A 23,309-nucleotide genomic window follows, 5' to 3' on the forward strand; every position below is an offset into this window, starting at 1 on the left:
AATGACCGTGTGACGGGGACACACGGCAAGCGCGTGGTCGTCGTGGACGACGACGACATCAGCCGCACCGGCATCGTCGCCATCCTGTCCGAGACACCGGGTGTGGAGGTGATCGCCGGACTCGATCACCGGGCGGCGGCCGGCTGGTCGTACGAGGGCGTCGACGTCGTGCTGGTGGACGCCGCCGACGAGCGCAGCCCCGACGACCACTTCCCCGGTGTGGCGGTCGTGGAGGCCGTCCGCCGCGTCCGGAGCCGTCAGCAGACCACGGTCATCGTGCTCACCGGCCACTTCCTCGACGGCGCGGTCCGGCGGCGCATGCGGGAGGCCAGGGCCGACTACTTCTACCATCGCAGCCAGCTCGGCGACGCGGCCCGCCTGCGCGCCGCCGTACTCCAGCCGTCTGGGGGCGTGCCCGGCCCCGCCGACCCCGAAGAGGAGATCCGGCTCGGCGTCTCCCCCGTCAGCCGGGTCAACGCGGCCGTGGCGCACGCGCTGGCGGAGCATCTGCCGGAACGGCTGGACGAGCGGGCCAGCCCCCGGTCGCGGGCCTGGATCCGATTACGGGAGCGGTTCAACCGGCAGGCCCGGCTCGCGCCGACGACCTCCGACGGCCGCGCTCCGGACCGCACCCAGTCCCTGCCGTCGCTGCCACAGATCGCCCGCTTCCTGACCTGGGCGACAAGGGTCAAAACACCCCCGCCACCGCCAGCCCCACCACCTTCCCCCTCGCGATGTCCCGCACCACCTCCGTCACCACGGCGACCACCCCGCCCCTCCCGGTCACAGTCGCCGCCACCGGATGAGTGAACCGCTCAGGGGCGCCACGCGGTCCACCTCGTTCACCGCCGTCCGCCTCTTCCTCAACCTGCGGCTGGCCTCGCGGGTGACGATCTGCGTGACCCTCTGGGAGACCCTCACGCCACCCGTGGCGCTGCTCACCCTGCTCGCCTCATGCCTGTACGACGTGCTGGTCTTCCGCGCCCTCAGACGCCACGGCATCCCCGTCCCGGTACGGCTGGCGCTGGACGTCGCCGACGTGGCCGCCTGGTCGGCGCTGGCCGGCGACCCGATCGACGCCCCCGCCCTGCTGGCCGCGCCCCTGGCCTACGAGCTGGCCTTGGCGCACGGCTGGACGGCGCTGGCCGTACCGCTCACGTCGGGCGCGGTGGCCAACGTGGCACTGGCCGTGGCGGGCTGGTCGTACAGTCCCGCGCCCTTTCTCTGGCCCGCCGGGGGTGTGGCGGGCGGTGTGTTCATCGGCCGGTACCTGCGTGGGCGGCTGCGGCAGCGGCTACGCGTGGCCGCGGCGGAGCGGCAGGCCGCCAGGAGCCGCGCCGAACTGGCCGGTCGGCACAGCGTGGCCATGGGCGCCGACACCGTGGTGGACCTGCTGACCCGTACCTGGCCGCTGCTGGCGGGGCCGGGCCGCCAGGTGGCGTCGCCTCTGTCGGCCTGGCGGCAGCGGCTGGCGGAGGAGACTGCCGACCACGCCGAGTACCTGGCGGTCGCGTTGCTGCGCTGGGAGCAGCGCCACAATCTGGCCAGCCCGGACCTCTCCCGCGACGTGGAGTTCCGTCCCACGGACGGGAGCGGCTCGTTGCTGCTCTCCCCCGCCCAGACGGCCGCACTGCACGACGCCCTGGTACGCCTGGCACCCACAGGCTCGCTCACCGTCACCGCGGAGGAGCCACGGCCGCTCGGGCGACGGCAGGAACTGCGGATCGGCTCCAGCAAGGTGGTCCTGCCTGAGGACGCCCGCCCGCACACTCCGCCGTTCGACGCGGGACCGATCGCCATCGCCCTCGGCGCCGTCGGCTCGCTCAGCCACTCGTGGCGCGACATGGACGGTGTGCCGCTCCCGGCCTGCGCGGCCCTCACGGTGACCGGGCTGCTGGTCGCCTTGTGGGCGCATCGGCGCGTCCTCGCCCGTGGCACGGCGGCGCACGCGCGGGTGCTGGCCGCGGGACTCTGCTTCGGCGCGGTGGACGCGCTGGTCTCGACGTCCCTCATGCGGACGATGGCCGCCGGCGGGCTCACCCGGATGCCGTTCCTGCACGCGATGCTCTTCGCCGTCCCGCTGACGGTCATGTACTGGCGCGACCTGGGGCTGGGACGCCGGATCGCGGCCGTGGCCTCGGTGGCGTCGATCCTGTGCGTCTGCGTGTGGCTGCTGCCCGTACCGCTGCACTGGGCCGACCTGGCCGGACTGGTGTGGCCGTTGGCGTTCACGATCGGCGCCTCGGCGGTGCGCGACCTGCTGGACCTGGACACCACCGGGGTGGATCACGAACTGGCCGCCGAACACGCGGCCGCGGTGCGCGAGGGCTACCTCAGCGGCCGGGCCGACGTGCTGCGGCTGGTGGAACAGGTCACGGACGAGGCCGCCCACCGCCTGAGCACGGACCGGGAGTCACTCGACCCGCGCTTCCTCCCGGAGATCGAACGCCGCCTGTCCCAGGTCCGCGACCGCGTCTCAGCTCTCCGGCACCAGCCAGACCCCTGAGACCACCCCATAGACCCCGGCACCCCGAACCCCGCCAAACGCTACAGACCCAGCCGTAGAGGGCCCCAGTACCCCGCCATACCCGTAGAGGCCCAGCACCCCGCTATACCCCCCGCAAGGCCCGCTATCCCGCGAACCCCACAGATCCCGACGCCCCGGCCGAACCCCACGCCGCGAACGGCCACCCACGACTCACAGCACCGCCGACCCCCACCCGGCGAAACCCGGGTCGCCCATGACAGCCCATCCCACGAACAGCGAAGGACCCCGGCGCAGTTGTGCCGGGGTCCTTCGGAGATAACTCTGAGATAACAAGGTCCTACCAGGGGGACTTGTTGTTGCGCAGACGCTCCAGCGCTTCCTCGAGGATCGCCTTGCCGTCCTTGTCGCTCCTGCGCTCCTTCACATAAGCCAGGTGCGTCTTGTACGGCTCGTTCCGGGGCGGGGCAGGCGGGGCCTGCTCGTCCTGGCCGGCCGGGAGGCCGCAGCGCGGGCAGTCCCACATTTCGGGCACCGCCGCATCGCTGGCGAAGCTGGGACGCGTCTCATGCATGTTGGCGCACCAGAACGAGACCCGCACTCTCGGAGCTGCCTCGCCGCGCTCGGCCTCCCCCATCGGGCCGGCGCCGACACGGCTGCCACGGATCGCGTTGCCACTACCCACGGATGAACTCCTCGCTCGATCGCCCCGTGACACACGGGGGGAGAATCACTGTCACGCGTCAATCTGACTCAGGGCCGCAGAAGCAGACCCAGAGCGATGATGCAGACGAACCAGACGGTGCCCGTGATCACGGTCAACCGGTCGAGGTTACGCTCCACCACCGAGGAACCACCGAAGTTCGACGAGAAACCGCCGCCGAACATGTCAGACAGGCCACCACCCTTGCCCTTGTGGAGCAGGACGAGCAGGATCATGAGACAGCTCGCCAGGATGAGGGCGATGGAGATTCCGATTTCCACGGTATGCCTAGTCCTTCAATGCTCTGTCACGCGTGACGATTCAAACTTGCTTCTAGAGGGTACGGCTTGTTGTCAAGTCGCACCCCCGGAACGACTCAGTTAGCCAGACATATCGGAGAAACGGCAGATCTTAACGAACTCCCCGGCATCGATGCTGGCACCGCCCACGAGCGCGCCGTCGATATCGGGTTGAGCCATGATCCCAGCGATGTTGCCTGACTTGACTGACCCTCCGTAAAGGATACGTACTGCGGAGGCCACTTCGGCGTCGTACAGCTCAGCGAGTCTGCCTCGCAGCGCCGCACAGACCTCCTGCGCGTCCTCGGGAGTGGCCACCTCGCCGGTGCCGATCGCCCACACCGGCTCGTAGGCCACTACCATCGATTGTGCCTGCTCAGCGGAGACTTTGCGCAGTCCGCCGTCAAGCTGAGCCAGGCAATGTGAAACGTGCTCGCCCGCCTGGCGCACGGGCAGGCCCTCGCCGACGCACAGGATCGGCGTGAGCGAGTGGCGGAACGCGGCGTGCACCTTGGCGTTGACCAGGTCGTCGTCCTCGCTGTGATACTGGCGCCGCTCCGAGTGGCCGGCCAGGACGAACGTGCAGTTCAGCTTGGCCAGCATCGCGCCCGAGATCTCGCCGGTGTAGGCGCCCGCCTCGTGCTGGGACAGGTCCTGGGCACCGTAGACGATGCGCAGCTTGTCGCCGTCGACGAGCGTCTGGACGCTGCGCAGGTCGGTGAACGGCGGCAGGACGGCTATCTCCGCCTTGTCGAAGTCCTTGTCGGTGAACGCGAAGGCGAGCTTCTGGACCAGTGCGATGCCCTCAAGGTGGTTGAGGTTCATCTTCCAGTTGCCGGCGAAAAGCGGCTTTCTCACGGTCAGTCCTCCAGGGCGGCGAGTCCGGGCAGAGTCTTGCCCTCGAGATATTCCAGGCTCGCGCCACCACCGGTGGAAATGTGCGAGAAGCCGTCTTCGGGCAGGCCGAACTTGCGTACGGCCGCCGCCGAGTCGCCACCGCCGACCACTGTCAGGGCGTCGGCCCCGATCAGCGCCTCGGCCACGGCCCGGGTGCCGCCGGAGAAGGCGTCGAACTCGAAGACGCCCATGGGGCCGTTCCAGAAGATGGTCTTGGCGTCGGCCAGCTTGGCCGCGAACAGCTCACGGGTCCTGGGACCGATGTCGAGCCCCTCGCGGTCGGCCGGGATCGCCGTGGCCTCGACCACGTCGTGCGGCGCGTCCTCGGCGAAGCCGGTCGCGGCCAGCACGTCGACGGGCAGCACGAGGTCGACGCCGCGCTCGGCGGCCTCGTTGAGGAAGCCGCGCACCTGGTCGAGCTGGTCTTCCTGGAGCAGCGACTTGCCGACCTCATAGCCCTGGGCCTTGAGGAAGGTGTAGGCCATGCCGCCGCCGATCAGCAGCCGGTCGACCTTGGCCAGCAGGTTGGCGATGACGCCGAGCTTGTCGGAGACCTTGGCGCCGCCCAGCACCACCACGTAGGGGCGCTCGGTGTCCTCGGTGAGCCTCCTGAGCACCTCCAGCTCGGCCACGATGAGCTTGCCCGCCGCGTGCGGCAGCAGGCGGGGCACGTCGTAGACGCTGGCGTGCTTGCGGTGGACCGCGCCGAAGCCGTCGCCGACGTAGAGCTCGGCGAGCCCCGCCAGCTTCTCGGCGAACGCGCCGCGCTCGGCCTCGTCCTTGGACTCCTCGCCCGCCTCGAACCGGAGGTTCTCCAGCAGGGCGACCTGGCCCTCCTCCAGCGCGCCGGCGACGCCCTGGGCGCTGTCACCGACCACGTCGGTGGCGAAGGTCACGTCCTCGCCGAGCAGCTCGGCGAGGCGCTCGGCGACCGGCTTCAGCGAGAGGCCGGGGTTGGGCCGCCCCTTGGGACGGCCCAGGTGAGCGCAGACGATGACCTTCGCACCCGCGCCGGTCAGCGCCTTGATCGTCGGCACCGACGCGCGGATGCGGCCGTCGTCGGTGATCGTCTCACCGTCGAGTGGGACGTTGAGGTCGGCGCGCACGAGCACACGCCGACCCTTCACATCGAGATCGTCGAGCGTACGCATCAGAGGTCCGCGCCCACCAACTGGATGAGGCCGACGAGGCGGTTGGAGAAGCCCCACTCGTTGTCGTACCAGCCGACGACCTTGACCTGGTTGCCGATGACCTTGGTCAGGCCGGCGTCGAAGATGCAGGAGGCCGGGTCGGTGACGATGTCGCTGGAGACGATCTCGTCCTCGGTGTAGCTGAGCACGCCCTTGAGCGCCCCCTCGGCGGCGGCCTTGTACGCGGCGTTGACCTCTTCGACTGTCACGTCGCGGCCGACCTCGACGGTCAGGTCGGTGGCCGAGCCCGTGGGGATCGGCACGCGCATCGCGAACCCGTCGAGCTTGCCCTTGAGCTCGGGCAGCACCAGGCCGATGGCCTTGGCGGCGCCGGTCGAGGTGGGCACCACGTTGACGGCGGCGGCGCGGGCGCGGCGCAGGTCCTTGTGCGGGCCGTCCTGCAGGTTCTGGTCCTGCGTGTAGGCGTGGATGGTGGTCATCAGGCCCTTCTCGATGGTGAAGGCGTCGTTCAGGACCTTCGCCAGCGGAGCCAGGCAGTTGGTGGTGCAGGAGGCGTTGGAGATGATCGTGTGCTTGGCGGCGTCATAGATGTTGTCGTTGACACCCATCACGATCGTGACGTCTTCGTTCTTCGCCGGGGCGGAGATGATGACCTTCTTGGCGCCGTTGTCGGCGTGCACCTTGGCCTTGGCCGCGTCGGTGAACAGGCCGGTCGACTCCAGCACCACGTCGACGCCGAGGTCGCCCCAGGGCAGCTTGGCCGGGTCGCGCTCCTCGAAGACCTTGATCGTCTTGCCGTCGACGGTGATCTCGTCGCCGGAGACCTTCACCTCGTACGGCAGGCGGCCGAGGATGCTGTCGTACTTCAGCAGGTGGGCGAGCGTCGCGTTGTCGGTCAGGTCATTGACCGCAACGATCTCGATGTCCTTGCCGCTGGCGGCCACCGCACGCCAGAAGTTGCGACCGATGCGGCCGAAGCCGTTGACGCCTACGCGGATGCTCACGGAAACCGATCTCCTCGTACGTGATGGCGAGCTAAAAACCTCAATGCCAAACCCTATCGGAACCAAATTGGTTTAGACCACTCGACTCCCCCTACCGTGAATCCGCGATCAGGCGGCGTAATTTGTGAGCTTCGAGTAAAGTGCCCGACTCATCGGAGTAAGTTCCGGCATTCTCTGGGGGCTGAGATGTCACAACCTAGGTCCGGCCTGCTGTCTGGCCTGATCGTGGGTTTCGTTGCCACGCTCGTCTGCGCCATCGCGCAAGCGGCGGTACTCCTGTACGGAGACCGCTTCATCCCGGCTGCCTTCCTGACCGCCAGCGACGGCCTCTGGGCGATGACCACGATCGCCTTCGCCTCGGCCCTGCTCCTGTCTCTCCTGGTATGCCTGTTCAGGCCGGGCAGCCGGCTCCTGCCATGGTGGTCGGGCCTCTGCTCGGCGGCGGCGGTGGCCCTGGGATGGACCACCGCCCGCGCGACGACCACCGGCGGCCGGCCCGACCTGAGCCTCGAGCGCCTCATCACCAACTTCCCGGCCGAGCTGACCGGCCTCTGGCCCTCGCTGAAGGACTCGTGGGAGCCCTGGCTCCCGCTGGTGTTGGCGGCCCTGACGGCTTATTTCCTCGTACGCGTACGAGTACGTCGCGTCCGAGCCCGCCGAGCCTCCCTCACCCCACCGGAGGACCCGGCCCCGGCCGAACCGGAGTACCGGGCCCCCTTCGAGCCCCTCCAAAGCCCCTCCAGCCCCTCACGCCCCACGGGCGACCTCTTCACCCCGAGAGACTCGGGCCAGGCCTGAAACGGCTCACCGGCCCATTCCACGGAGACGGCCAAGCATGCGCACGTCACGGCGGGAAGTCCCGCCACCGGAGGAGCGTCCCCCTGGACAGGGCCCAGCCCACAACGGCGGTCGGCGCCCACCGTGCCTGCCGTAACACATGAACCGCCTTGGCGGAAAGGCACGCACGGCAGAGCGACGCAAGCGATACCCCGCACGAACAGAACCCTCAGAACGCTCCTACCGCGCTCTCAGAGACTCCTGACACACGCAGTCACTTGCCCGCGGTCACCGGGCCGCCACACCGCGCACAGAACCTTCACGGGGCCACCACACCGCCCAGAGACAGAGGCAACGGCCGTTGAGAACCCTCACTGGGCGAGCATGTCCACGGTGAGGTTCGCCTCGGTGTTGGGGATGCCCAGGTCGGTGGCGCGTTTGTCGGCCATCGCCAGCAGTCGCCGGATACGTCCGGCGATCGCGTCCTTCGTCAGCGGCGGATCCGCGATCTGTCCCAGCTCCTCCAGAGACGCCTGCTTGTGCTCCACCCGCAGCCGCCCCGCGATCACCAGGTGGTCGGGCGCCTCCTCGCCCAGGATCTCCAGCGCCCGCTGCACCCGCGCCCCCGCCGCCACCGCGGCCCGCGCCGAGCGGCGCAGGTTGGCGTCGTCGAAGTTGGCGAGCCGGTTGGCCGTGGCCCGCACCTCGCGGCGCATCCGGCGCTCTTCCCAGGCCAGCACGCTGTCGTGCGCCCCGAGCCGCGTCAGCAGCGCGCTGATGGCGTCGCCGTCGCGTACCACCACCCGGTCGACGCCCCGCACCTCCCGCGCCTTGGCGTGGATCTTGAGCCGCCGCGCCGACCCCACCAGCGCCAGCGCCGCCTCGGGCCCCGGGCAGGTGACCTCCAGCGACATGGAGCGCCCCGGCTCGGTCAGCGAGCCGTGCGCCAGGAACGCCCCGCGCCACGCGGCCTCGGCGTCGCAGGCGGCCCCCGCCACCACCTGACGAGGCAGGCCGCGGACCGGGCGCCCGTGGTTGTCGATGAGACCCGTCTGCCGGGCCAGCGCCTCACCGTCGCGGTAGACGCGCACGACATAGCGCGAGCCCTTGCGCAGCCCGGCGGGTGCCAGCACGAGCACTTCGGCCTTGTGACCGAACACCTCCCCGATGTCCTTGATCAGCCGCCGCGCGGTGGCGTTGGTGTCGAGCTCCGCCTCGATCACGATGCGCCCGCCCACCAGGTGCAGCCCGCTGGCGAACCGCAACAGCGTCGACACCTCCGCCTTCCGGCAGCAAGGCTTCAGCACCGGCAGGCGGCTCAGCTCGTCCTTCACCACACCCGTCATCGCCATAAGCGTTAGTCCTCCCCCATTCAGACCGGCTCTCAGCAGTGTCTCGCACCTTTGCGCCGCGCCGACCAGGATCAACGCTTCTGGAGGAAAATCTCGTCCAGGACGGAGGCAAGACGTCGTGAGTCATGCCGGGGGGAGCCGTCTGCGGCCGCGACGTCGGCCATGACGAGCCGCCCGCCGAGCGCGGTGGCGGCCTTCTCCAGAGCGTCGCGGTCGTCGACCACGCCGGTGTCGGCGAGCACGACGTCGACGCGCAGGCCGGGCGCGTGCTGCCGGAGCACCTCCAGGTGCTGCTGGGGTGAGAAGTCGTCGGTCTCGCCGGGCTGCGGCGCCAGGTTGAGCGTCACCAGCCGCTGAGCCTTCGACTCGTGCAGCGCCCGAGCCAGCTCGGGCACCTTGAGATGCGGTAAAACGCTGGTGAACCACGATCCGGGCCCGAACACCAGCCAGTCGGCCTCCAGCACGGCGCGCACGGCCTCGGGCCGCGCGGGCGGGTCCTCCGGCACCAGCGAGATCGCCTGCACCCGGCCGGGGGTCAGCGCGCAGGCCACCTGCCCGCGTACGGTCGAGGTGACGCCGTCGAGCTCCACCTCGGCCACGATGTCGAGCGGCACCGACGCCATCGGCAGCACCCTGCCGTGGGCGCCGAGCAGCCGGCCCACCCAGTCGAGACCCGCCACGGGGTCGCCGAGCAGCTCCCACAGCGCCACGATGAGCAGGTTGCCGACGGCGTGGCCGTGCAGGTCGCCCTCGCTGCGGAAGCGGTGCTGGACCACCTCGCTCCAGGTGCTCCCCCACTCGTCGTCGCCGCAGAGCGCGGCCAGCGCCATGCGCAGATCGCCGGGAGGAAGCACGCCGAGTTCACGCCTGAGCCGCCCGCTGGAGCCGCCGTCGTCGGCGACCGTCACCACCGCGGTCAGGTCGCCCACCACGCCGCGCAGCGCCGACAGCGAGGCGTAGAGCCCATGCCCCCCGCCCAGCGCCACCACCCGCGGCCGGTCATCCGACGGCGCGCCGGCTGCGACGGCGTCACCCAGCGCCGCGTCGGCTACGGCCGCCTCACCCTGGTCTTGGCCTTCATCGGTCACTCCCGCCCCACATCCCGGTGGCTGACCTGGACTTCCATGCCGCGGTCCCGCAGTCGGCCGGCGACCTGCTCGGCCATCGCCACGCTGCGGTGCTTGCCACCCGTACAGCCCACCGCCAGTGTGGCGTAGCTCTTGCCCTCGCGCGCGTATCCGGCGGCGATCACCTGCAGAACCTCCTCGTACGCGTCGAGGAACTCCTTGGCTCCCGGCTGGCCGAGCACGTAGTCGCGCACCGGCGCGTCGAGCCCGCTCATCGGCCGCAGATCCGGCACCCAGTGCGGGTTGGGCAGGAAGCGGCAGTCGACCACGAGGTCGGCGTCGACCGGCAGGCCGTACTTGAAGCCGAACGAGACCACGTTGAGCCGCAGCCCCGGCCGGTCCTCGCCGCCGAAGAAGTTGACGATCTTGTTGCGCAGCTCGTGCACGTTGAGCGAGGAGGTGTCGATCACCAGGTCGGCGTTGGCGCGCACCTCGCGCAGGATGCCGCGTTCGCGGGCTATGCCGTCGACGAGCCGGCCCTCGCCCTGGAGCGGGTGGGGCCTGCGTACGTTCTCGAACCTGCGTACCAGCCCTTCGTCGCTGGCCTCCAGGAAGACCACGCGCACCCGCACGCCGCGGCCCTCAAGCTCTTCGATGGCGGCGTTGAGGTCGCTGGTGAAGGCCAGGCTGCGCACGTCGACGACGGCGGCCACCTTGTCGGCGGCCAGCTTGACCTTGCCCGCCTCCTCCGCCATGGCGAACAGCAGTCCCGGCGGCAGGTTGTCGATGACGAACCAGCCCAGGTCTTCCAACGCCTTGGCCGCGGTGCTGCGACCCGCGCCTGACATGCCGGTGACGATGACGAACGCCGGCTCGGTGTTCATTGCCTCACTCCGTTCGGCGGGCTCACTGTCCCTCCCCCTTCAGCGTCGACGCGATCACCTCGGCGATGGCCGGGCCGATGCCGGGGACCTCGCACATTTCGGCGGCGGTGGCCTCGCGCAGCTTCTTCACGGAGCCGAAGTGTTTGAGCAGCGCCTGCCGACGCGCCGGTCCGAGGCCGGGCACAGTGTCGAGCGCGCTCTCCTTCACGGTCTTGGACCTCTTAGCACGATGGTAGGTGATGGCGAACCTGTGTGCCTCGTCCCGCACGCGTTGCAGCAGGTAGAGTCCCTCGCTGGAGCGCGGCATGATCACCGGCTGGTCGTCGCCGGGCAGCCACACCTCTTCGAGCCGCTTGGCCAGGCCGCACACGGCGACGTCATCGATGCCGAGCTCGTCGAGCGCCCGCTGGGCGGCGGCCGCCTGGGGGCCGGCGCCGTCGACCACGACCAGATTGGGCGGGTAGGCGAACTTGCGCGGCTTCCCGGTCTCCGGGTCGATGGGCCCGTTGGGTCCGTCGGCATCGTCGTCGGCCGCCAGCTCTCCAGTGTTCGAGCGCTCCTCCAGGTAGCGCCGGAACCGCCGCTGGATGACCTCGTAGATGGAGGCGACGTCGCCTTCCTTGGTCTTGACGGCGAAGCGGCGGTATTCGCTCTTGCGGGCCAGGCCGTCCTCGAACACCACCATCGACGCCACGACGTTCTCGCCCTGCAGGTGCGAGACGTCGTAGCACTCGACGCGCAGCGGCACCTGGTCGAGGTCGAGCGCGTCGGCGATCTCCTGCAGCGCCTTGCTGCGGGTGGTCAGGTCGCCGGCCCGGCGGATCTTGTGCTGGGCGAGCGACTCCTTGGCGTTGCGCTCGACGGTCTCCATCAGCGACTTCTTGTCGCCACGCTGCGGCACCCGGACCTCGACCCGGGCGCGGCGCTGCTCCGACAGCAGCTCGGTGATCGCCTCGTTGTCGGGCGGCAGCACGGGCACGAGGACCTCGCGGGGCATCGACTCGGCGCCCGCCTCGCCGTACATCTGCAGCAGGAACTGCTCCACCAGCTCGCCCGGCGAGCTCTCCTCGACCTTGTCGACCACCCAGCCGCGCTGGCCGCGGATGCGGCCGCCGCGCACGTAGAAGACCTGGACGGCGGCTTCGAGCGGGTCCTCGGCCAGCGCGATCACGTCGGCGTCGGTGCCCTCGCCGAGGACGACGGCCTGCTTCTCGAGCGCGCGCTGCAGGGCCTGGATGTCGTCGCGGAGCCTGGCGGCCCGCTCGTATTCCTGTGCCGCGGCGGCCTCGCGCATGTCGCGCTCAAGCCGCTTGATGAAGCGGCCGGTGTTGCCCGCCATGAAGTCGCAGAAGTCTTCGGCCAGGGCCAGGTGCTCGTCCGGGGTGACCCGGCCCACGCACGGCGCCGAGCACTTGTCGATGTAGCCCAGCAGGCACGGCCGGCCGATCTGCCCGGCCCGCTTGAACACCCCCGCGCTGCACGTGCGGACGGGAAAGACGCGCAGCAGCAGATCGACGGTCTCGCGGATGGCCCAGGCGTGGGAGTAGGGGCCGAAGTAGCGGGTGCCCTTGCGCTTGGCGCCCCGCATCACCTGCACGCGCGGGAAGTCCTCGCCCATGGTGACGGCGAGGTAGGGGTAGGACTTGTCGTCGCGGTATTTGACGTTGAAGCGGGGGTCGAACTCCTTGATCCAGGAGTATTCGAGCTGCAGCGCCTCGACCTCGGTGCCGACCACCGTCCAGTCGACGTCGGCGGCGGTGGTGAGCATCGTCTGAGTGCGCGGATGCAGCGCGGAGAAGTCGGCGAAGTAGGAGTTGAGCCGCTGCCGCAGGCTCTTGGCCTTGCCGACGTAGATCACCCGGCCATGCGCGTCCCTGAACCGGTAGACCCCCGGAGAGTCGGGAATGGACCCCGATTGGGGGCGGAAACTCAGGGGACTGCGCGCTGATCTCGCCACGTTCAAAGACTAACGGGCCGCACCGACAAGGCGGCCCGCCGTACCAGTCGTCCTGGTACGGCGGGCGTGCGCCTAGGCGAGCGTGATCTGGTCTCCCTCAACCTTGATCTGCTGCTCAGGAAGCGGCTTCTTGGCCGGTCCGGCGGAGACGGATCCGTCGTCGATCTTGAACTTGCTGCCGTGGCATGGGCAGTCGATCATCCCGTTCGCGACGCCGCCGACCGTACAGCCCTGGTGGGTGCAGATCGCGCTGAACGCCTTGAACTCGCCCGACTTGGGCTGCACCACCACCACTTTCTGCTCCTTGAAGACCGTCCCCCCGCCCACGGGGATGTCGGAGGTCTTCGCCAATGCGCCGCCCGCGGCCGCCGGAGCACTCGACTGCGTGTCGGCGGTCGAGGTCTGCGCGCCGCTCGCGGCGTCGTTACTGCCGCACGCGGTCAGCGCCAGTGTCAGACCACCTACGCCCACACCGGCGATCATCGCTCTGCGACTCTGAAAGTCATCTCCCATGAGCTCACCCAACCGCACACAGGTGAGAAATTCATGAGGACCCGCTAGGCGAGCGTGATCTTACCGTCGCTGACCTTGATCTTCTTCTCCGCGAGCGGCTCGGAAGCCGGGCCACCTGCGACGGAACCGTCCGAAATCTTGAACTTGCTCCCGTGGCACGGGCAGTTGATGGTGCCGTCCGCGACCTCGTCGACCGTGCATCCCTGATGGGTGCAGACCGCCGTGAACGCCTTGAACTCCCCCTCCGTCGGCTGGGTGACGACTATCTTCTGGCTCTCGAAGACCTTCCCGCCCCCGCTGGGGATGTCGCCGGTTTCGGCGAGCGCCTTGCCGGCGGCGGCTTTCTTCTTCTTCGGGGCCGCGGACGACGGCTCGTCGGCCGCAGGTGCCTCACTCGCCTGGGTCGTCGGCGAGCCGTAGCTCGCGCAAGCGGTCATCACCACTGCGAGCCCGGCGCCTCCGGCCCCGAGCACCACCGCCCGGCGCGTCGTTTCGGTCATATTGCGTCCTCCCAGGTCTCGTTCTCACTTCAGGTACGGCCAGCGCCCTCGCGCCGGTTCAGCCTGCCGTACGCCAATCCCGGGAACCACGCAGAATTACCTGTTCAGGCCACCACGACGCCGTCACCCACGACCTTGACCTGATAGGCCACGAGCGGCGCGGTCGCCGGGCCCTTGAGCGCCTTGCCGCTGTCGGCGGCGAACTCGCTGCCGTGGCACCCGCACGTGATCACGTTCTCCTCGGGCGAGCCGACGGCGCAGCCCTTGTGCGTGCAGACCGCGCTGAACGCCTTGAAGACGCCCTTCGCCGGCTGGGTGACGACGATCTTGTACTTCTCCACCAGGACGCCGCCGCCCACGGGCACGTCCGCGGTCTTGGCGAGCACCTGCCCCTTGATTCCGGCAGGCTCCGCGCTGGCGCCGCCGCCACACCCCGCGACCGCGAGACCGCACGCCGCCAGTCCGGCCGCGCCGAGCGCCTCGCGACGCCCGATTTCGGGCATGGCGCTGCCCAGCTCCGTAATCCCCATGGTGTGAGCCCTTCCCCGTGGCCACTGACCCCCTGCAGGCCAGGCCGCTATCGTCTGGTCAACTTTATTCCCGACACCCCTCGGTCCCCCGTCCGGGTCATCGCCGCGAGGCAGAGAATCCCGAGCCACCGCGCCTCGCCCGACGTAGGCCCCGCAGGCCCGCCCGACCGTTCAACGCCCAGCCAGCACCGCATGACGCCGCCTCAGGGACCCGCACCTTCGGGGCTGTGACCGCCTTACCGGACCTCATGACGCCCCTCAGAGGCCCGCCCTTCGGGGGTTGTGACCGCCTTACCGGACCTCATGACGCCCCTCAGAGGCCCGCCCTTCGGGGGTTGTGACCGCCTTACCGGACCTCACGGACCCGCCCCTGCGAGGGGGTGACTGTGACACATTGCTATCGGGCCCCATGGCGCCCCTTAGGGACCCGCACCCCCTCAGGCCCGCACGACGGTCCCAGGCCCCGTCCATCACCAGGCCGAGCCCCCGACCGTCCCGTCCCGACGGACACGGCCGGTCCCCGGGTTTCCGTACGGCGGCTACCCGCCGTACAGAAAAACCCTGGAGAAAAGGGAACCTCAGAGCGAGAGGATCTTGCGCAGGAAGCGCCCCGTGTGGCTCTCGTCCACCAGCGCGATCTCCTCAGGCGTCCCCGTGGCGACCAGCGTGCCGCCCCGCGAGCCACCCTCGGGCCCCATGTCGATCACCCAGTCGGCCGTCTTGATGACGTCGAGGTTGTGCTCGATGACGATCACCGTGTTGCCGCCGTCGACCAGCCGCCCGAGCACTCCGAGGAGCCGCCGGATGTCCTCGAAGTGCAGCCCGGTGGTCGGCTCGTCGAGCACGTAGATCGTCCGCCCGGTCTGCCGCCGCTGCAGCTCGGAGGCCAGCTTGACGCGCTGCGCCTCGCCGCCGGACAGGGTCGTGGCGGGCTGCCCGAGCCGTACGTAGCCGAGGCCGACGTCGTTGAGCGTCTGCAGGTGGCGCTTGATCGCCGGAATCGCGTCGAAGAAGCCGAGCGCCTCCTCGATCGGCATGTCGAGCACCTCGGAGATCGTCTTGCCCTTGTAGTGGACCTCCAGCGTCTCCCGGTTGTAGCGGGCGCCGTGGCAGACCTCGCACGGGACGTACACGTCGGGCAGGAAGTTCATCTCGATCTTGATGGTGCCGTCGCCGGCGCACGCCTCGCAGCGGCCGCCCTTGACGTTGAAGCTGAAGCGTCCCGGCTGGTAGCCGCGCACCTTGGCCTCGGTGGTGGCCGCGAACAGCTTGCGTACGTGGTCGAACACGCCGGTGTAGGTGGCCGGGTTGGAGCGCGGGGTGCGCCCGATCGGCGACTGGTCGACGTGGACGACCTTGTCGACCTGGTCGATGCCGTTGATCCGGGAGTGCCGCCCGGGCACGGTGCGCGCCCCGTTGAGCTCCTTGGCCAGCGCGTTGTAGAGAATGTCGTTGACCAGGGTCGACTTGCCGGACCCCGACACGCCGGTGACCGCGGTGAACAGGCCGAGCGGGAACTCGATGTCGACGCCCTTGAGGTTGTGCTCGCGCGCGCCCTTGACCGTGATCTGCCGCTTCCTGTCGCGCTTGCGGCGCTTGGCGGGGATCGGGATGCTCCTGCGCCCGGACAGGTATTGGCCGGTCATCGACTCTTCGCTGGCCAGCAGCTCCTGAACGGTGCCGGACACGACGACCTGGCCGCCGTGCTCGCCCGCGCCCGGACCGATGTCGACCACCCAGTCGGCGGCCGCGATCGTGTCCTCGTCGTGCTCGACGACGATCAGCGTGTTGCCCATGTCGCGCAGCCTGATCAGCGTGTCGAGCAGCCGCATGTTGTCGCGCTGGTGCAGGCCGATCGACGGCTCGTCCAGGACGTACAGGACGCCGACCAGGCCGGAGCCGATCTGGGTGGCCAGCCGGATGCGCTGGGCCTCGCCGCCCGCCAGGGTGGCGGCGGCGCGGTCCATGGTCAGGTAGTCGAGGCCGACGTCGAGCAGGAAGCCCATGCGGGCGTTGATCTCCTTGACCACCCGCTCGGCGATCTGCATGTCGCGGTCGGACAGCTTGAGCTCGGACAGGAACTCCGCGCACTCGCCGATCGACATGGACGACACGTCGGCGATCGACTTGTCGGCGACGGTGACGGCCAGCGTGACCGGCTTGAGCCTGGCGCCCTTGCAGGCCGGGCAGGGGATCTCGCGCATGTAGCCCTCGAACCGCTCGCGGGTCGAGTCGCTCTCGGCTTCGACGTGCCGGCGCTGGACCCACGGGATGACGCCCTCGTAGGTGGTGTAGTAGGAGCGCTGCCTGCCGTAGCGGTTGCTGTAGCGGACGTGCACCTGCTCGTCGTGGCCGAACAGCAGGGACTTCTGCGCGGCCTTGGGCAGCTTCTCCCACGGCGTGTCGAGGGTGAAGCCCATGGTGTGGCCGAGCGCCTCGACGAGTCTGACGAAGTATTCGCTGGTGTGGCCGCCCGACCAGGGGTGGAGCGCGCCGTCTCGGAGCGTCGCCTCCGGATCGGGGACGACCAGGTCGGGGTCGACCTCCATCTTGGTGCCGAGCCCCGTGCACTCCGGGCAGGCGCCGAAAGGCGAGTTGAAGGAGAACGAGCGCGGCTCCAGCTCCTCGAACGACAGGTCGTCGTAGGGGCAGTAGAGATGCTCGGAGTAGAAGCGCTCGCGGTTGGGATCGCCCTCGGGCAGGTCGACGAACTCCAGCGTGATCGTGCCGCCGGACAGCTGCAGCGCGGTCTCGACCGAGTCGGTGAGCCGTCGGCGCGACGACTCCTTCACCGACAGCCGGTCGACGATGACCTCGATGTCGTGCTTCTCCTGCTTCTTCAGCGTGGGCGGCTCCTCCAGCCGGATGATCACGCCGTCGACCCGCGCCCGGGCGAAGCCCTTGGTCTGCAGCTCTCGGAACAGCTCGGCGTATTCGCCCTTGCGACCCCTGACGACCGGGGCCAGCACCTGGAAGCGGGTGCCCTCCTCCAGATCCATCACGCGGTCGACGATCTGCTGCGGCATCTGCCTGGCGATCGGCCGCGCGCACACCGGGCAGTGGGGCTTGCCGATGCGCGCCCACAGCAGCCTCAGGTAGTCGTAGACCTCGGTGATCGTGCCGACCGTCGAGCGGGGGTTCTTGCTGGTGGCCTTCTGGTCGATCGACACCGCGGGAGACAGGCCCTCGATGAAGTCCACGTCGGGCTTGTCCATCTGACCGAGGAACTGGCGGGCGTAGGCCGACAACGACTCGACATAGCGCCGCTGGCCCTCAGCGAAGATCGTGTCGAAGGCCAGGCTCGACTTGCCCGAGCCGGACAGGCCGGTGAAGACGATCAGAGAGTCTCGCGGCAGGTCCAGCGAGACGTCTTTGAGGTTGTGTTCTCGTGCACCACGCACGATCAGGCGGTCTGCCACGGCGATCCCGGATGTCGAAAGGCGGATAGGTCCACGGGGGATGGTAGACGGGGGCTCCGACAATTTCGGCGGCCCGCTCGTCGAACCCCGAAAATCCGTCGCTACCAGGTTACGGCCTACTCCCACCCCTGCAGGTGGCCTTTAGCTGTCAACCGCGTGACCAGCCATTTTATGCCCCCAGCAGCCCCCAGAACCCCCCGGATGATGAAATATCCGGCATGACCGTTCTGCTGACGCTGCAGGCCGAGCTGGCCGCGTCGACCGCCCGTTTTCTGGCCACGGCGGCGTCCCTTACCGAGGACGACGTCGCCGCCCCCTCGCTCCTTCCGGGCTGGTCCAGGGGCCACGTGCTCGCCCACGTGGCGGGCAACGCCGACAGCCACATCAACCTGCTGACCTGGGCCAGGACCGGAGTCGAGACGCCGCAGTACCCGACCGCCGCGGCGCGGGAGGCGGGCATCGAGGCCGGCGCGGGCCGTACTCCCGCCGAGCACGTCGCCGAGCTGGCGGCCGCCGACGCCCGGCTGGCCGCCGAGATCCACGACCTCCCGGAGGCGGCGTGGCGGGCGACCGTCTCGGCCATGCGCCCGCCGCCGCACCCCGCCTGGTACATCCTCGTACGGCGGCTGCGCGAGGTCGAAGTGCACCACGTGGATCTCGGCGCGGGGTACGGCCCGGCGGACTGGCCCGAGACGTTCGTCGACCGGGAACTCCACGACTGCATGCGGTGCTGGCCGCACGCGCGAAGCACCGTCAGCGAGATCACCCTGCGCGGTGGGCGGACGTGGGGCGACCTGGGCCCCGGGCCGGCGGTCGAGGGCGACGCGGCCGACGTTCTGGCATGGCTCATCGGGAGATCCGACGGCACGGGCGTTAGGGTGGTGACGGAGGGGCGGCTGTCAACGCCGGTTCCCGTGGCGCCGCCCTGGATGACGATGCCCGCCCCCGCTGATCTGCCCGCGACGCCCCCGAAGGACTACCCATGACCTACACAGGTGACGTCCAGGTCGGCGGTCCCGCCGACGTACGCGAGCTCCCGAAGCTGTCGATCTGCAAGCTGGCAGTGGGGCCGTTCGACAACAACGCCTACCTGCTGCGCTGCACCCAGACCGGCGACGGCCTGCTGATCGACGCCGCCGCGGAGGCCGACCGGCTGCTGGCGCTCATCACCGACCAGCCGATCAGCGCGATCGTCACGACCCACCAGCACGGCGACCACTGGCAGGCGCTGGAGCAGGTGACCAAGGTGACGGGCGCCCAGGTGATCGCGCACCCGCTCGACGCGCCCGGCCTGCCGATCCCGGTGGACCGCACGGTCGAGCACGGCGACAGGATCACGGTCGGCGTGGCCGACCTCGAGGTGATCCACTTGCGCGGTCACACGCCCGGTTCGATCGCCCTGCTGTACGACGGCGGCGACGAGGGGCGACACCTGTTCACCGGCGACTCGCTCTTCCCGGGTGGGGTGGGCAACACGCAGAAGGATCCGGAGCGCTTCGCCCAGCTCTTCGGCGATGTCGCCGAGCGGATCTTCGACCGGCTGCCCGACGACACCTGGGTGTACCCGGGCCACGGCAAGGACACCACGCTCGGCGCCGAGCGCCCGTCCCTGCCGGAATGGAAGGCCCGAGGCTGGTAAGACCCGCCAACGTCAGCGGTTCGCCAGGACTCGGGCGATCCGCTGGGCCGCCAGGGCGGGATCGTCGGCGAGGCCGACGACCTCGCCCCACGACCAGCGGTAGAACCAACCCTCCGGCAGCGGCACGCAGTCGACGGTCTCGACGAGCATCGCGGTGTCGGGATCGCTGACCCGCAGCGCGGGCGGGTAGGGCAGCAGGGTAGTGGTCAGCCCGTGCAGCTCCAGCTCCCTGGCCAGCTTCGCGAGAAAGTACGTACGCGTGTGCTCGCGCGGCGTGGCCGACATGGCTGCATCACCACCCGGATAACGGCGGACGTATCCGCTCAGCTGCCGATGCGCTCGGCTTCCCTGCGCTGCTCACGCTTGTAGAACAGCACCCGCAGCGGGATCGCCGCCACGAGCGCGATCTGCATGGTGGCGCCGATCTTGATGGGCAGGTCGCCACCCTCGGGCCAGGCCACCCAGAAGGTCAGGAAGGCCACATTGATCATGATCCACCCGAGCACCACCGCGGCGAGCTGCCCCTTGGGCTTGGGGTATTCGATCCGGCTCACCATCAGCCAGGCCACGCCGAGCACCGCGAGCAACGAGTAGAGGCTCGGCTGGAACAGCATCACGATCGAGATGACGGTCATGGCGCCCATGGGAATGGGCAGGCCCATGAAGTCGCCGCTCTTGGTCTTGACGCAGGCGAACCGCGCCAGCCGGACGACACCGGCGACCAGCACCGCCGCGGCGGCGGCCACCACAGCGGCGAACGGCACCTTGTCCGTGAAACCACCCCAGATCACGACCATGAACGCGGGCGCGAACCCGAAGCTGATCACGTCGGCGAGGTTGTCGAGCTCGGCGCCCATGGCCGAGGCGCGGAAGCGCCGCGCGACCAGACCGTCGAACAGGTCACAGGTGGCGCCGATGAGCAGCAGCACCACGGCGGTCGCGAAGTAGCTCGGCGCGGGCGTGAAGTCGCCCCCGGCCTTGAGCGACTGGATCGCCGATGAGGCCAGGACGCACACCGCGAGAAACCCGCAGATGGCGTTGCCCAGCGAGAGCGAGTCCGCCGCGGACAGGCGGAACGCCTTGCCGACGGGTCCTCGAGGTTCTTCGTCGTCGGCCTGCCAGCTGCCGGCGTCAGCCGCGGTCAATTCTGGTCACCCCCGCAACCGTCTTCTCGCCCACGGACACCGCGGACGAGATCCCTTCGGGAAGGTAGATGTCGACCCGCGACCCGAACCTGATGAGCCCGATCCGCTCGGTCTGCGAGACCTTGGCGCCGACGGTCACGTATGGCACGATCCTGCGCGCCACCGCGCCTGCGATCTGCACCATCTCGACGTCGCCGAGCGCCGTCGCGAAATGCCACACCACGCGTTCGTTCTGGTCGCTGTCCTTGTTGAAAGCCGGCAGGAACCCACCCGCCACATGCTGCACGGAGGTGACATTTCCCGCAAGGGGGGCCCTGTTCACATGGACGTTCAGCGGGCTCATGAAGATCGCGACGCGGGTGCGCCCGTCGGCCTGCGGGTCGATGCTCTGCACGACGCCGTCGGCCGGTGACAGGATCCGCCCCTCGCCCGGCGTGCGGTCCGGGTCACGGAAGAACCAGAGCATGGCACCGGTGAGGGCGCCCAGCGGCACAGCCGCCAGCGCCCATCGACGGTCCCGGCGCGTCAGCAGCGCGGTGGTGGCCGCGGCGGCGACGGTGGGGAAGAGCCACGGGGACACCCCGCGCGCGAGCCGCACGCGGCCCGTCTTGGCAGAATCGTCTGACACGTACAACCTTCGATGGTGACTGGACTGGGCGCTTTGCCGTGATGTTACAGAGTCAGCAACTATTACACGGCGCAACTTCTCAAGCAAAGCGCCTCGAAAGCCATTTAGCTAGCCCTGCTGGCTTCCTCGCCCTTGCGCGCATCGACACGGGCCTTGATCAGGCTGGCCGCGGTGGTGATGACCATGGTGGCGCCGATGACCGTGAGCGAGACCCAGATGGGGATTTCGGGCGCCCAGGAGACCTCGCTGGCATGCAGTGCCTCCAATATGAGCTTAACCCCGATGAAGCCCAATATGAACGCAAGTCCATAGCTGATGTAGACCAGTCGCTGAAGCAGGCCCCCCAGCAGGAAGTAGAGCTGACGTAGTCCCATCAGCGCGAACGCGTTGGCCGCGAAGACGATGAACGGGTCCTTGGTGAGTCCGAAAATGGCGGGAATCGAGTCGAGCGCGAACAGCAGGTCGGTGCTGCCGATGGCGACCATCACGATGAGCATCGGGGTGACCATCCGACGCCCGTCGATCTTGACGGTGACCTTCGACCCGACGTAGCCCTCGGTGGTGGGGAAGGCCTTGCGCACCCACCTGAGCAGGATGTTCTCGTTGAACTCCTCTTCGTCGCCCTTGAGGTGCTGCCGGATCAGGTTGATCGCGGTGTAGACCAGGAAAGCGCCGAAGACGTAGAACAACCAGCTGAACCGCTCCAGCGCCGCCGCGCCGAGCGCGATGAAGATGCCGCGCATGACCAGCGCCAGCAGGATCCCGACGAGCAGCACCTTGTGCTGGTACGCCTTGGGCACCGCGAACCTGCTCATGATGATGAAGAAGATGAACAGGTTGTCGACGCTCAAGCTGTATTCGGTGATGTAGCCGGCGAAGAACTCCCCCGCCTTGGCACCGCCGAGCGTGGCCCACAGCAGACCGCCGAACACCACGGCGAGCAGCACATAGAAGGTGACCCAGTATCCGGCCTGCCGCATCGAGAACTCGCGGGCTTCACCGCGGTCGACGATCCAGAGGTCGATGGCGAGAACGACCAGCAGGCCGCCTATGACGGCGATCCAGGCCCAAACAGGTACGATCACGTGGTCTACCTCCGGCATGCAAAAAAAGAGCGCCGGAGGTCTCTCCCGCCCGCCAAGCACGCGGACCGGCAGCCCCGGGGGCCCCGTGGAGCGGGACTACACCGTGATGACGAGGCTGCCGCGAAGGGATACTCCCCTCCCTAACGCACGCAGTATATGAGAACGCGTAAGTCTCGCCTAATCATTCGTGCTGTCTTGACCGTCCGTAGACGTTCAGCACACTTTCCACCGCTTCGTCGGCATCCGGAAGCTCGGCCCCCCGCAGCGCCGCCGCCGCGGCCAGCCGCGCCGCCCCGGCGTCGTCTCCGACCACATCCTGTACGGCACCCCGCAGCGCCGCCACGTCCCCGTACGGCACCAGGATCCCCGCCCCGGCCAGCAGATCGGGCACCCCGCCCACCGCCGTCGCGATGACCGGCCGCCCCACCATGAGGGCCTCGCTCACGCTCAACGGCTGGCCCTCCCACCTGCTCGCCCACACCACGACAGTCGCGGCGGCGAGCAGGTCGGGCACGTCATCCCGGTTGCCCAGAAGCACCACGGGCAGCGCCTCGGCCTCGATCCGGCGCCGCAACTCGCCGAGCAACGGCCCATCCCCCGCCACCGCGAACAGCGGCGTCTCACCCTCGCCCGCCCAAGGCCCGCGAGCGGCGTCGAGGAGCGTCTCCAAGCCCTTCTGCTGGGCCAGCCTGGCGACGGTCAGCACGATCGGTCGCCGCCCCGCCCCCAACTCGGCCCTGACTTCCTGCGGCGAACGCCGGGCGGCCCGCGGCACCGGCGCGGGCACCACGGCCGGCCCTACCTCCCGCGCCCCCAGCGCCCTCATCCGCTCCCCCAGGTCGGGCGAGACGACCAGCACCTGGTCGGCCAGCCTGGCCACAACCCGTTCGAGCCCGCCGTAGACGACCCCGATCAGCCCCCCGGCGGTGAGCGCGTTGTGCAACGTCACCACCAGCGGCACCCGGCCCCACAGCCCCAGCCCGGCCAGCGCCCCGGCCCGCAGGCCGTGGGCGTGCACCACCTCGGCGTCCTTGGTCACCCGCCGGATCGCGAGCACGGCACGCAGGTCATTGACCGGATGCGGCCGATCCGACATCGGCACCGCCACGAACCGGGCCCCGGCCGCAGCGAACGAGAACTGCTCCTCGACGCTCTCCGGCCCCACGACCACCACGCGATGGCCACGCCGGATGAGCCCCTCGACCAGCATCCGGACATGCCGTCCCGTCCCCCCGGACGCGGTGCCCATCACGAACGCCACCCGCACAGCCACC

Annotated in this window: 23 protein-coding genes; 5 read left to right on the plus strand and 18 right to left on the minus strand. The window is 69.5% G+C overall.

Annotation, left to right across the window (positions count from 1 at the left end):
• Positions 1-9 precede the first annotated feature (9 nt).
• Positions 10-810, plus strand: coding sequence for a hypothetical protein (locus ACIBO2_RS51420; RefSeq protein WP_358540445.1), 801 nt, complete (start codon positions 10-12; stop codon positions 808-810).
• Positions 803-2,506 carry a hypothetical protein gene (locus ACIBO2_RS51425; protein ID WP_358540442.1) on the plus strand — a complete coding sequence of 568 codons (1,704 nt, stop codon included), beginning with the start codon at positions 803-805 and terminating at the stop codon, positions 2,504-2,506. The genes ACIBO2_RS51420 and ACIBO2_RS51425 overlap by 8 nt, the downstream gene beginning before the upstream one ends.
• A gap of 319 nt (positions 2,507-2,825) precedes the next feature.
• On the opposite strand, the gene ACIBO2_RS51430 is transcribed toward ACIBO2_RS51425, so the two are convergent.
• The 5 genes from ACIBO2_RS51430 to gap form a co-directional block, all read right to left on the minus strand.
• Positions 2,826-3,170, minus strand: coding sequence for an RNA polymerase-binding protein RbpA (locus ACIBO2_RS51430; RefSeq protein WP_214636247.1), 345 nt, complete (start codon positions 3,168-3,170; stop codon positions 2,826-2,828).
• A 68-nt stretch (positions 3,171-3,238) separates the two neighbouring features.
• Positions 3,239-3,469, minus strand: a complete 231-nt coding sequence (secG, locus tag ACIBO2_RS51435) for a preprotein translocase subunit SecG (protein WP_214636246.1) — start codon at positions 3,467-3,469, stop codon at positions 3,239-3,241.
• A gap of 99 nt (positions 3,470-3,568) precedes the next feature.
• Entirely contained in the window at positions 3,569-4,351 is a 783-nt protein-coding gene (gene tpiA, locus ACIBO2_RS51440) for a triose-phosphate isomerase (protein WP_358541387.1), read from the minus strand.
• Positions 4,348-5,535: a phosphoglycerate kinase gene (locus ACIBO2_RS51445; RefSeq protein WP_358540439.1), complete on the minus strand. Its 1,188-nt coding sequence runs from the start codon at positions 5,533-5,535 to the stop codon at positions 4,348-4,350. Before ACIBO2_RS51445 ends, tpiA begins: the two co-directional genes overlap by 4 nt.
• A complete protein-coding gene (gene gap / locus ACIBO2_RS51450) occupies positions 5,535-6,539 on the minus strand; it encodes a type I glyceraldehyde-3-phosphate dehydrogenase (RefSeq protein ID WP_397304712.1) in 1,005 nt (334 codons plus the stop codon). The genes ACIBO2_RS51445 and gap overlap by 1 nt, the downstream gene beginning before the upstream one ends.
• A 186-nt stretch (positions 6,540-6,725) precedes the next feature.
• Between gap and ACIBO2_RS51455 the strand changes: the two genes are divergently transcribed.
• The gene (locus tag ACIBO2_RS51455; protein WP_397304713.1) at positions 6,726-7,337 is read left to right on the plus strand and encodes a hypothetical protein; all 612 of its coding nucleotides are present in this window, start codon (positions 6,726-6,728) and stop codon (positions 7,335-7,337) included.
• Positions 7,338-7,687: 350 nt separating this feature from the next.
• Here ACIBO2_RS51455 and whiA read toward each other — a convergent pair whose 3' ends face one another.
• The 8 genes from whiA to uvrA form a co-directional block, all read right to left on the minus strand.
• Entirely contained in the window at positions 7,688-8,668 is a 981-nt protein-coding gene (whiA, locus tag ACIBO2_RS51460; RefSeq protein WP_357656688.1) for a DNA-binding protein WhiA, read from the minus strand.
• A 71-nt stretch (positions 8,669-8,739) separates the two neighbouring features.
• Entirely contained in the window at positions 8,740-9,657 is a 918-nt protein-coding gene (gene yvcK, locus ACIBO2_RS51465) for a uridine diphosphate-N-acetylglucosamine-binding protein YvcK (RefSeq protein ID WP_357958576.1), read from the minus strand.
• Between the two features lie 95 nt (positions 9,658-9,752).
• The gene (gene rapZ / locus ACIBO2_RS51470) at positions 9,753-10,619 is read right to left on the minus strand and encodes an RNase adapter RapZ (protein WP_357958376.1); all 867 of its coding nucleotides are present in this window, start codon (positions 10,617-10,619) and stop codon (positions 9,753-9,755) included.
• A gap of 22 nt (positions 10,620-10,641) precedes the next feature.
• Positions 10,642-12,552: an excinuclease ABC subunit UvrC gene (gene uvrC, locus ACIBO2_RS51475; protein ID WP_358541384.1), complete on the minus strand. Its 1,911-nt coding sequence runs from the start codon at positions 12,550-12,552 to the stop codon at positions 10,642-10,644.
• Between the two features lie 96 nt (positions 12,553-12,648).
• On the minus strand, positions 12,649-13,059 hold the full coding sequence (locus ACIBO2_RS51480; protein WP_363994490.1) for a Rieske (2Fe-2S) protein: 411 nt from the start codon (positions 13,057-13,059) through the stop codon (positions 12,649-12,651).
• A gap of 74 nt (positions 13,060-13,133) precedes the next feature.
• Positions 13,134-13,589, minus strand: coding sequence for a Rieske (2Fe-2S) protein (locus ACIBO2_RS51485; RefSeq protein WP_358540427.1), 456 nt, complete (start codon positions 13,587-13,589; stop codon positions 13,134-13,136).
• 104 nt (positions 13,590-13,693) lie between these two features.
• Positions 13,694-14,119, minus strand: a complete 426-nt coding sequence (locus ACIBO2_RS51490; protein WP_358540424.1) for a Rieske (2Fe-2S) protein — start codon at positions 14,117-14,119, stop codon at positions 13,694-13,696.
• A 578-nt stretch (positions 14,120-14,697) separates the two neighbouring features.
• On the minus strand, positions 14,698-17,538 hold the full coding sequence (uvrA, locus tag ACIBO2_RS51495) for an excinuclease ABC subunit UvrA (protein ID WP_358540421.1): 2,841 nt from the start codon (positions 17,536-17,538) through the stop codon (positions 14,698-14,700).
• A gap of 218 nt (positions 17,539-17,756) precedes the next feature.
• On the opposite strand from uvrA, the gene ACIBO2_RS51500 reads away from it, so the two are divergent.
• Both ACIBO2_RS51500 and ACIBO2_RS51505 read left to right on the plus strand, forming a co-directional pair.
• Positions 17,757-18,524 carry a maleylpyruvate isomerase family mycothiol-dependent enzyme gene (locus ACIBO2_RS51500; RefSeq protein WP_358540418.1) on the plus strand — a complete coding sequence of 256 codons (768 nt, stop codon included), beginning with the start codon at positions 17,757-17,759 and terminating at the stop codon, positions 18,522-18,524.
• Positions 18,521-19,177, plus strand: coding sequence for an MBL fold metallo-hydrolase (locus tag ACIBO2_RS51505; RefSeq protein ID WP_357958362.1), 657 nt, complete (start codon positions 18,521-18,523; stop codon positions 19,175-19,177). The genes ACIBO2_RS51500 and ACIBO2_RS51505 overlap by 4 nt, the downstream gene beginning before the upstream one ends.
• A gap of 12 nt (positions 19,178-19,189) precedes the next feature.
• On the opposite strand, the gene ACIBO2_RS51510 is transcribed toward ACIBO2_RS51505, so the two are convergent.
• The 5 genes from ACIBO2_RS51510 to ACIBO2_RS51530 all read right to left on the minus strand — a co-directional run bounded on the left by ACIBO2_RS51510 (position 19,190) and on the right by ACIBO2_RS51530 (position 23,308).
• Positions 19,190-19,462, minus strand: coding sequence for a hypothetical protein (locus tag ACIBO2_RS51510; RefSeq protein WP_357958360.1), 273 nt, complete (start codon positions 19,460-19,462; stop codon positions 19,190-19,192).
• Positions 19,463-19,500: 38 nt separating this feature from the next.
• Positions 19,501-20,322, minus strand: coding sequence for a CDP-diacylglycerol--serine O-phosphatidyltransferase (pssA, locus tag ACIBO2_RS51515; protein WP_357958358.1), 822 nt, complete (start codon positions 20,320-20,322; stop codon positions 19,501-19,503).
• Positions 20,309-20,950 carry a phosphatidylserine decarboxylase gene (locus tag ACIBO2_RS51520; protein ID WP_357958355.1) on the minus strand — a complete coding sequence of 214 codons (642 nt, stop codon included), beginning with the start codon at positions 20,948-20,950 and terminating at the stop codon, positions 20,309-20,311. Before ACIBO2_RS51520 ends, pssA begins: the two co-directional genes overlap by 14 nt.
• Before the next feature lie 104 nt (positions 20,951-21,054).
• Positions 21,055-22,035 (minus strand): TerC family protein, encoded by a 981-nt coding sequence (locus ACIBO2_RS51525; RefSeq protein ID WP_358447821.1) that lies wholly within the window; start codon positions 22,033-22,035, stop codon positions 21,055-21,057.
• Positions 22,036-22,216: 181 nt separating this feature from the next.
• Positions 22,217-23,308 carry a glycosyltransferase family 4 protein gene (locus ACIBO2_RS51530; protein WP_358540415.1) on the minus strand — a complete coding sequence of 364 codons (1,092 nt, stop codon included), beginning with the start codon at positions 23,306-23,308 and terminating at the stop codon, positions 22,217-22,219.
• Position 23,309: the final 1 nt, after the last annotated feature.

Origin of the sequence: Nonomuraea sp. NPDC050022 (assembly GCF_044460705.1) — a bacterium.
In the GTDB taxonomy this organism is placed as follows: Bacteria; Actinomycetota; Actinomycetes; order Streptosporangiales; family Streptosporangiaceae; genus Nonomuraea.

Bases quoted from the DNA above. Each gene is read 5' to 3' on its own strand.
- ACIBO2_RS51445 (WP_358540439.1), bottom strand. From the start codon at position 5,535: ATGCGTACGCTCGACGATCTCGATGTGAAGGGTCGGCGTGTGCTCGTG.
- rapZ (WP_357958376.1), bottom strand. From the start codon at position 10,619: ATGAACACCGAGCCGGCGTTCGTCATCGTCACCGGCATGTCAGGCGCG.
- ACIBO2_RS51505 (WP_357958362.1), top strand. From the start codon at position 18,521: ATGACCTACACAGGTGACGTCCAGGTCGGCGGTCCCGCCGACGTACGC.
- ACIBO2_RS51480 (WP_363994490.1), bottom strand. From the start codon at position 13,059: ATGATCGCCGGTGTGGGCGTAGGTGGTCTGACACTGGCGCTGACCGCG.
- ACIBO2_RS51510 (WP_357958360.1), bottom strand. From the start codon at position 19,462: ATGTCGGCCACGCCGCGCGAGCACACGCGTACGTACTTTCTCGCGAAG.
- ACIBO2_RS51490 (WP_358540424.1), bottom strand. From the start codon at position 14,119: ATGGGGATTACGGAGCTGGGCAGCGCCATGCCCGAAATCGGGCGTCGC.
- ACIBO2_RS51425 (WP_358540442.1), top strand. From the start codon at position 803: ATGAGTGAACCGCTCAGGGGCGCCACGCGGTCCACCTCGTTCACCGCC.
- whiA (WP_357656688.1), bottom strand. From the start codon at position 8,668: ATGGCGATGACGGGTGTGGTGAAGGACGAGCTGAGCCGCCTGCCGGTG.
- ACIBO2_RS51500 (WP_358540418.1), top strand. From the start codon at position 17,757: ATGACCGTTCTGCTGACGCTGCAGGCCGAGCTGGCCGCGTCGACCGCC.
- ACIBO2_RS51455 (WP_397304713.1), top strand. From the start codon at position 6,726: ATGTCACAACCTAGGTCCGGCCTGCTGTCTGGCCTGATCGTGGGTTTC.
- ACIBO2_RS51485 (WP_358540427.1), bottom strand. From the start codon at position 13,589: ATGACCGAAACGACGCGCCGGGCGGTGGTGCTCGGGGCCGGAGGCGCC.